Annotated in this window: 8 protein-coding genes and 1 pseudogene; 1 reads left to right on the top strand and 8 read right to left on the bottom strand. The window is 64.3% G+C overall.

What is annotated here, in order from left to right; all coding sequences use genetic code 11:
• Positions 1-531: response regulator (locus AC1DT2_RS12150; RefSeq protein ID WP_477296474.1), on the top strand; the 531-nt coding region annotated here is incomplete at its 5' end.
• 34 nt (positions 532-565) lie between these two features.
• Here AC1DT2_RS12150 and AC1DT2_RS12145 read toward each other — a convergent pair.
• The 8 genes and pseudogenes from AC1DT2_RS12145 to AC1DT2_RS12110 form a co-directional block, all read right to left on the bottom strand.
• Positions 566-1,570, bottom strand: a complete 1,005-nt coding sequence (locus tag AC1DT2_RS12145; protein ID WP_477296472.1) for an IS110 family transposase — start codon at positions 1,568-1,570, stop codon at positions 566-568.
• Positions 1,571-2,135: 565 nt separating this feature from the next.
• A complete protein-coding gene (locus AC1DT2_RS12140; protein WP_477296470.1) occupies positions 2,136-2,801 on the bottom strand; it encodes an HAD-IA family hydrolase in 666 nt (221 codons plus the stop codon).
• 78 nt (positions 2,802-2,879) lie between these two features.
• The gene (locus tag AC1DT2_RS12135) at positions 2,880-4,565 is read right to left on the bottom strand and encodes a M56 family metallopeptidase (RefSeq protein ID WP_477296468.1); all 1,686 of its coding nucleotides are present in this window, start codon (positions 4,563-4,565) and stop codon (positions 2,880-2,882) included.
• Position 4,566: 1 nt separating this feature from the next.
• Positions 4,567-4,953, bottom strand: coding sequence for a BlaI/MecI/CopY family transcriptional regulator (locus AC1DT2_RS12130; protein ID WP_063573372.1), 387 nt, complete (start codon positions 4,951-4,953; stop codon positions 4,567-4,569).
• A gap of 155 nt (positions 4,954-5,108) precedes the next feature.
• A complete protein-coding gene (locus AC1DT2_RS12125; protein WP_046968653.1) occupies positions 5,109-5,513 on the bottom strand; it encodes an HU family DNA-binding protein in 405 nt (134 codons plus the stop codon).
• Positions 5,514-5,681: 168 nt separating this feature from the next.
• On the bottom strand, positions 5,682-6,437 hold the full coding sequence (locus AC1DT2_RS12120; protein ID WP_477296465.1) for a molybdopterin-binding protein: 756 nt from the start codon (positions 6,435-6,437) through the stop codon (positions 5,682-5,684).
• Positions 6,430-7,254 (bottom strand): cytochrome b/b6 domain-containing protein, encoded by an 825-nt coding sequence (locus AC1DT2_RS12115; RefSeq protein ID WP_477296463.1) that lies wholly within the window; start codon positions 7,252-7,254, stop codon positions 6,430-6,432. The genes AC1DT2_RS12120 and AC1DT2_RS12115 overlap by 8 nt, the downstream gene beginning before the upstream one ends.
• Before the next feature lie 65 nt (positions 7,255-7,319).
• A pseudogene (locus AC1DT2_RS12110) lies at positions 7,320-7,594 on the bottom strand (xanthine dehydrogenase family protein molybdopterin-binding subunit); the annotation flags it as partial.

Below are 7,594 nucleotides of genomic sequence, written 5' to 3'. Positions count from 1 at the left end.
GGGCTGGGTCTTAGCCAGGTTTATGGTTTCGTGAGGCAATCGGGCGGCTTCGTGAGCGTTACCAGTGAAGTGGGGCAGGGCACCACGATCGACCTGTGCCTGCCCTATACCGACGAGGTGGCGGCCGCTTCGCCTGAGGCCCAGGCGCCCACGGCCGCCGGCGACGGACGCGTGCTTGTCGTGGACGATGACATCAACGTGCGCGAGGTGTCCGTGGCCCTTCTGGGCGCACTCGGCTACACGACCCTCGAGGCTGCCGACGCCGCCCAGGCGCTTGACGTCCTCGCCCAGCGCACGGACATCGACGTGGTCTTCAGCGATGTGATCATGCCCGGGGAGATCAACGGCCTGGACCTCGCCCGCCACGTGCGGGAGAACTATCCCACCGTCGCCGTGGTGTTGGCCTCCGGCTACACCGCCCAGCAACACGGCGGCAAGGGCGCCCCAAGCGACGTCGAACTCCTGCACAAACCTTATTCCCGTGCCGCTCTGGCCGCCGCCCTGGCTCGTGCCCGCGGAGCCACCACCTGACGCCACCCGCTCCATGTAGATACTCTCTTGGCCGTCAAGCGTTCTTGAGGTGTTCAGGGCTGAAGAGCTTCGAGGTATCGAAGTTCTCGTTGTTCTGCAGACAGGCCCACAGGCCTGTCAGGTACTTACGCATGACCGCCGTGAGGGCTTGGCGCTTCTTCTTTCCACGGCGGACGAGTTGCTCGTAGAAGGCCTTGGCCAAGGGGTCATGCCGGACGGCGACCAGGGCTGGCATGTAGGTTCCGGCACGTAGGTAGGCGTTGCCGCCTTTGCTGATGCGTGAGGCGCCGTGGACACTGCTGCCGGACTGGTTGAGGCAGACGTCCAGGCCCGCGTGACGGCTGACCTGCGGTGCTTTCATGGTCGTCGGCAACATGGCCAGTTCGGCCAACAGAGCCATCGCCGAGACCTCCGCCACACCCGGTGCAGCAATCATGTGCTTGAGCTGGGACTGACGGATCGGGTCGTCGTCGATCAGCGTGCGCATCGCTGCACGCAGCCGTTCGATGCGCCGGTCCAAGGCCTCGATGGCCTCCGCTTCGTCCTCGAGCAGCAAGGCGTAGGTGTCCTGTTTGGCGTTCAAGGCATGCAGGCGACTCTTCACTCGTGTGCGATCGGCCGTCAGGCGATTGATCTGCCGTCCCAGATCGCGCAAGGCGAGGTCGCCGATGCTGGGGGCCGACCAGCGGGGCGGTAGCAGGGCGTGGCCGTAGTCGGCCAACAGGCCGGCGTCGATGCTATCGGTCTTGCTGCCCTTGAGCTTCAATTGGGCGAACCGCTTGGCGCTGCGCGGGTTGATCACCGAGACCGGTAAGCCGGCGCGATCCAGCGCAATGGCCAGATCCAGGTGATAGATCCCGGTGGCCTCCATCACCACATAGGTTGGGGCCAGCTTGAGCAGTTGTTTGACCAGCCGGGCATGGCCGGCCGGCGTCTGCTCGAAGGTGCCCTTAGCCACGGCCTTGCCCGCCGCGCCTGCTTCATGCGCGGCCATGACGACGCTGCGCGCCGCCACGTCCAGACCCACTGATACCGTCATGACTTTCATCCTCGGCGCGTTAGCGCAAGAATGATCCCGGCTCCCCGACCTCGCATTTGATGCCGCTGCGACCTTGTAATGCGAAGTCCCTTGTGGGCTTCTCGATACTCTCCGCAGTGGGCAATGAGGCGGGGGGCCACTCTACAATCGAAGTCAGAATCACTCTGCTTCCAGGAGCCGGCGGCCTCCCCGGGATCTCACTTGCTGCACCTCCCAACGGAAGGCATCCCTAAGATACAAGGAGCCGRTTCATCGGCGAACCCTCAGCGGCAATCTTCGCGAACGAGGCATTGCATCGCATCATGCGGGCGTTCAACCGTCCGGCCAATCACCACAAGGCCTCGTTCGCACGTCTGACAACCTGAGGGTTCGCCGCTGAAGCGGCTCCTACAGAAAACGGCCTGGTCGCTCATTAGACCTTGAGCGACGAAGCGGCGTTGCGCATTTGCCACACGCAACCTCAACGTCCGCGACTCACACGACAGCACGAGCGTGAGGCGGCGAACGCCGCTCAATACATGAGCCGTAAAGCGGCTGTCCTTCAAGAGAGACGGCGCCGGATCGTTCAGACGACAAGCAAACGCACCTTCCCACCAACGACCCCCTCGACACGGAGCGCCGTCAGGTCGGTGATCCATTCGACGTTCTCGGGAATCTCTTCCGGATGATCACCGGCGATGGCGATGACGCGTGCGCCTGCGGCGAGTCCCGCGTCGATGCCGGCCTTGGCGTCCTCGAACACCAGGGTGTCCTTCGGATCGGCGTGCATGCGCTTCGCACCGAGGAGGTAACCCTCGGGATCGGGTTTGCCGTTGGTGACGATCTCACCGGTGACCATCAACGGGGGCGGGACGATGCCGGCGGCGCCCAGGCGGGCCTTGGCCAGCACCGTGTCGGCCGACGTAACGATGGTCCACGCTTCGGGTGGCAGGGCAGCGAGGAGGGCGTGTGCACCGGGGATCTGCACGATGCCATCGACATCCTCGACCTCTTCGCGATACAGGCGCTGGAAGACGGCATCGACATCCATGCCGGGTTTGGCGAACATCTTCACCGAATCCATCATGCGCACACCGTGCAGGCGTGGCAGCACGGCGTGCCAGTCGATGCCGTTCTCATCGCACCAGCGTTTCCAGATTTTCTCGACGACGACGCGCGAGTCGATCAGCGTGCCGTCCATGTCGAACAGCAATGCACGGGCCTCGATGACCGTGCCTGATTCAAGTCGCATGACGCCTCCGGTACAGGGAAAGACTCAACACGTGGGGACGCGTGAAGGGTTTCACCATACCGGAGGGCGTCGATTCCGTCAGCGGGAAGCCTGGGCGACGTGATTGCGGACGGCTTCGGCGAGGATGTCATTCACTTCCTTCGTGGCCTGCCGCGCGGCTTCGGCCTGACGACGACCCCATTCGGCCTGGGTCTTGCCCYCCATCGCACGCTGCTGGCCGATCTGGGCCATCTTCTGCGCGATGGCGGACTGCTCGCGACTCAGCGCGGCGTGGCCAGCGGCATAGGCGCCGGGGTCGCGCGGCCGGCTTGGGTCGGTCTCCTGGACGGCGAGTTCGGCCTGGCGTTCGCCGAGCTTGGCCATCTGTTCATTGAGCATGGCCTGCTGACTATCCATCGCGGCTTGTTTGTCCGCGCTCATCTTRCCCATGTCGGCTGACTTCGCACTGCGCTGGAGCGCGGTGGTGATGCGCTTCACGTAGGCCGGGTCGCGTAGCACCCAGGCCTGGTCGCCGTTGCGGAACCACACGTAGTCGTCGGAACCGTTGCGCTGCGATTCGGCACGGCGGATGTCATGACTGCTGCCATCGATCACGCTGACATCGTCGCCGAAGAAGACCAGGGCATGCGAGGGTTGGCCGTTGCGTCCCTCCACGGGCTGGATCGGGGCAGGAGGTGCCGGCGGTGCGGGAGGTAACGGTGGCAGCGCGGATTCCGCGGGTGCGGCGGGGGCAGCCGGTGAGGCGGGCGGGACCGGCGGGACCGAGGCATAAACAGCGCTGGGTTTGCTGCCGCTGTCTGCGGCAACGACGCGCCAGGGCATCACCCCAATGGCGGCGATGGCGATCACGAGCGAGACGGTGAGCATGCGCGGCGGCGCGTCGGTGGCGTGACCTAGCATGTCGAGTCTCCTTTTGAGGGTCTGGAAGGTGGGCGAGGCGCCCGGCAAGGCATGGTGCGGATGCGGGGTGACGCCCAGGCGGAGCAGGAGGCGCCCATAGCTCTTCGGCGCCTGGCGGCCACGCGATACGACAAGGGCGTCGCACGCAGCTTCACGGCACAACGCGTACTCACGCACCGCGTAGTGCACCAGGGGGTGGAAGAAGAAAAGTGTGCGGGCCGCCGCCGGGATCCAGCCGAGCATCAGGTCGCCACGACGGACGTGTGCCAGCTCGTGCATGAGGGCCATGTCGAGCTCATCGTCACCCAGGCGATCTTCCAGCGGCAGCAGGATGGTCGGACGCCAGAGGCCGATCACCTGGGGTGAGTCGACTTCGTCGGAAACCGCCAGGCGAGGCGAACGGCGCAGGCCGAGTTCACGCGCACGGCGCGCGCACAGCGTCTCCACGCGGACGTCGTCGTGCGACATGGCGCGGCCAACCACGCCGTGCAGACGATGCCAGCGCACGGCGGCGACGGCACACTGGGCAAGGACGGCGAGGAGCCAAAGGCCGAGGAGGGCGTACGTCCAGGAGAAGGTCCAGCCGGTATCCATGGCAACCGGTGCAAGGCCGGTGTCACCAAGGCCCGACGTGGTCATGACCGGTCCGTTAGTGGTGGCAGGAAGCAGCGGCACGCCAAGCAGCGTGGGGCAGGCGATGCCGGCGATGAGCTGCGCACCGAGCAGCCACCACAGCGTGCTACGCGCCGCGGCAGAAAGCGATGGCACGGCCCGGCACACCGCATAGACGATGGCAGCGAGCAGGAGAGCCTGTACGGAAGCGTGCGCCAGGCGAGAGAGCAGGGTGTCGAGGACGGCATCCATGTCAGCGGCCCTTCCGGCGAGACTGCAGTGTGTCGACCAGTGCCTCGAGCTCGGCCAGTTCGGTATCGCTCACCTGTCCGCGTTCGGACATCCATGCGACGAAAGGCGAGACGGAGCCTTGCAGGGTTTTTTCGACGAAGCGGGCTACCGCGCCGCTCATCACCTCACCGGATTCATTGGTGGCGCTATAGCGGAAGCTGCCGTCGAGCTTGCGGCGGCCGAGATAGCCCTTCGCGCGAAGCCGTTCCATCATCGTCAGTACGGTAGAGCGTGCGAGCCCGCGGGGTTCGCCATAGCCGGCACAGACTTCCGCCACCGTGCTTTTGGGCGCCTCGCCGATGTATTGAAGCAAGGCGAGTTCCTGGTCGCCGATGGTTTTCCTGCTCATGCCGCCGCTCCTGACTACAGATGTAGGCAGCGTGCGCCTGGCGACACGTGTAGTCAAGCATGACATCTGGCAGGGGCCACGAAAAAAGCCCCCGCCGTAAGGCAGGGGCTTTCGGGTACCTCGTCGAACGCGGTGGCCTCAGCCCCCGCGAAAGATCAGGCTGCCGCGTCCTTGAGCTTCTTGAGCGGACGGACCTTGACCTTGACCGAGGCGGGCTTGGCTGCGAACCAGCGCTCTTCACCCGTGAACGGATCCTTGCCCTTGCGCTTCGGCTTGGCAGCGACGGCAACGGAGGTGATCTTCAGCAGGCCGGGCAGCGTGAACGTGCCAGCACCCTTCTTGTGGACCGACGCGGAGATCGCGCCTTCGAGCGAAGCCARCACGGCCTTCACACTCTTGCTGTCAATGCCGCTCTGCTCGACGATGTGCGAGACGAGCGTGGACTTCGAAAGCGGATCCTTGATCGGCTTGAGTGCGGCCGGGGCCTTTGCAGCCTTCACGGCAGCCTTGGCGGGAGCCTTGGCAGCCTTCTTCGCCGCCGTTTTTTTGGTCGTGGCCATGGTTATCCTTGTCACTGAATCGAATGAGGCGGCCTTTCCGGCCGATGCCCAGCGGGCGACTCACTCTAGCGTTGCTTGGGCCCGCTGAAAATAGGGTTTGCAAAGATTTTTTGCATTTGGAGCCCTTTTTTTACGGTCCCATGTGACGCACTGCGGAAAAACGGCGAATCAGATGCCTGCATACCACTCGTAACCGTTGTCTTCCCAGTAACCGCCGTTGCCGTCGCCGACGTCCGCGAACGAGGCCACCACTTCGATCCGGCGGATGTATTTCGCGTGTTTATAGCCCAGTTGCCGCTCGACGCGCAGCCGCAGCGGCGCGCCATGGGCGACCGGAAGCGGTCCGCCGTTCATGCCGTAGGCGAGCAGTGTTTGCGGATGTCGGGCTTCTTCGAGGTCGACGCTCTCGTAGTAGGGAGTGTCTTCCTCCATGTCGTCGAAGCAATGGAAGACGACATAGCGCGCTGTGGGGCGCGGCTTCACGTGGTCGAGCAAGGCGGCCAGCGGCGTACCCGTCCACTTGCCGATGGCGCTCCAGCCTTCGACGCAGTCGTGTCGGGTGATCTGGGTTCGCGTGCCGAGCGCCTGGAGATCGGCGATCGACAGGCGGGAGGGTACGTCTACCAGGCCGTCGACCTCGAGGCGGTAGTCGGCGAAGTCGCCCTTCATCAATCCCTGGTAAAGGGGCGTGTCCGGCATCAACGTGCCGTTGGGCTTGAATACCGCTGAAATCTCGGACTCGGGGTATTCGCGGGCGAGCGCCTTCGACGGCGAAAGAAAGCGTTGAACGCGGCGGTTGACCGCCTCGGCGCTATCCAGGATGCGGGGGCCGGTCTCGCTTTCCGATATCCGGTCGCAGGCGGCAAGCGAGGCGCCACCGAGTGCCAGAAGGGCAGTGCGCAGGAATCCACGACGGTTACCCATGGCGATCTTCCTCGTGACGGTCACTGTGAATGCGATACCAGCCGGTGATCATGCCGCGCAGCTGATTGAGGGGGCCGCTGATCAACACTTCGATGACATGGACGACGACGAAGGCGATGAACCCCATTGCGATGAAGAAATGGATGGTCCGCGCCGACTGCCGCCCGCCGACGGCCTCAACCAGGCCGCCCAGCACAGCGTCCATGCGTGGTGACATCAGTAACCCCATCAGAACGATCCCGCCGCCGAAGACGAAAATGGCCACAAGGTAGGCCAGGCGCTGCAGGATGTTGTAGCGCAGCGCCTCTTCCCCCTGGGGATGGCGAAATCGCAGGTGGTCGACAATGGAGCGCCCGATACCGCGCCAGTCGCGACGATCGGGTACGAGATCGCGGGAAAGATGTCGGCTGGCCAGCGACCATCCGACATAGGCGAGCCCGTTGAGCACGAACAGCCACGCGAAGAAGAAATGCCAACGTCGTCCCATGGCCAGCCAGCCTGGGCCAGGAATCGTCGCCCAGGTGGGGAAACCCCTCGAGGTCCATTTGCCGTTGACCTTGGATGCGCCCAAAACGCCGGTGGTGTCGAAAGCGTGGCCACCGACGACAGCCATCCCCTGAACGTTACCCGCCGCATCCTGGCCAGAGCGCAGGGCCAGGAGCTCTTTACCAGGATCGGAACGGTTGCCCCAGGAGAGCGAAGGGTGCGCGTTGAATATCTGCAGACCGCTGCCCAGGAGCGCTAGCAGGCAGATGGCGTTGATCCAGTGCATTAGCCGCACGGGCCAGCGATGTCGGTAGACGAGGCTTGTGGTCATGGCGTGACTCCCGAGGCCGGTGATACACAGTATGACCTCGTGGCGGCGAAAAACCTTTCATGGGTTTAGGTCATGCCGGCAAGTACCTTGTCCAGCGTCAGCGGATAGTCGCGGATGCGAACACCACACGCGTTGTATACGGCGTTGGCGATGCATGCCCCCGCTCCTGAGATGCCTACTTCGCCCAGCCCCTTGATCTTCAGCGGATTGGCGTTGTCGTCGAGTTCGGGCAGGAAGATCGCTTCCATCGGGCCGATATCCGCATTCACGGGTATGTGGTACTCGGCCAGATCGTGGTTGACGAACGCGCCGTAGCGCGGGTCGAGCACCATCTCTTCGG

Source organism: Luteibacter sp. P4_E6 (assembly GCF_056401535.1).
This window is presented reverse-complemented; position numbering and strand designations above follow the sequence as displayed.

Bases quoted from the DNA above. Each gene is read 5' to 3' on its own strand.
- AC1DT2_RS12115 (WP_477296463.1), bottom strand. From the start codon at position 7,254: ATGACCACAAGCCTCGTCTACCGACATCGCTGGCCCGTGCGGCTAATG.
- AC1DT2_RS12140 (WP_477296470.1), bottom strand. From the start codon at position 2,801: ATGCGACTTGAATCAGGCACGGTCATCGAGGCCCGTGCATTGCTGTTC.
- AC1DT2_RS12120 (WP_477296465.1), bottom strand. From the start codon at position 6,437: ATGGGTAACCGTCGTGGATTCCTGCGCACTGCCCTTCTGGCACTCGGT.
- AC1DT2_RS12145 (WP_477296472.1), bottom strand. From the start codon at position 1,570: ATGACGGTATCAGTGGGTCTGGACGTGGCGGCGCGCAGCGTCGTCATG.
- AC1DT2_RS12130 (WP_063573372.1), bottom strand. From the start codon at position 4,953: ATGAGCAGGAAAACCATCGGCGACCAGGAACTCGCCTTGCTTCAATAC.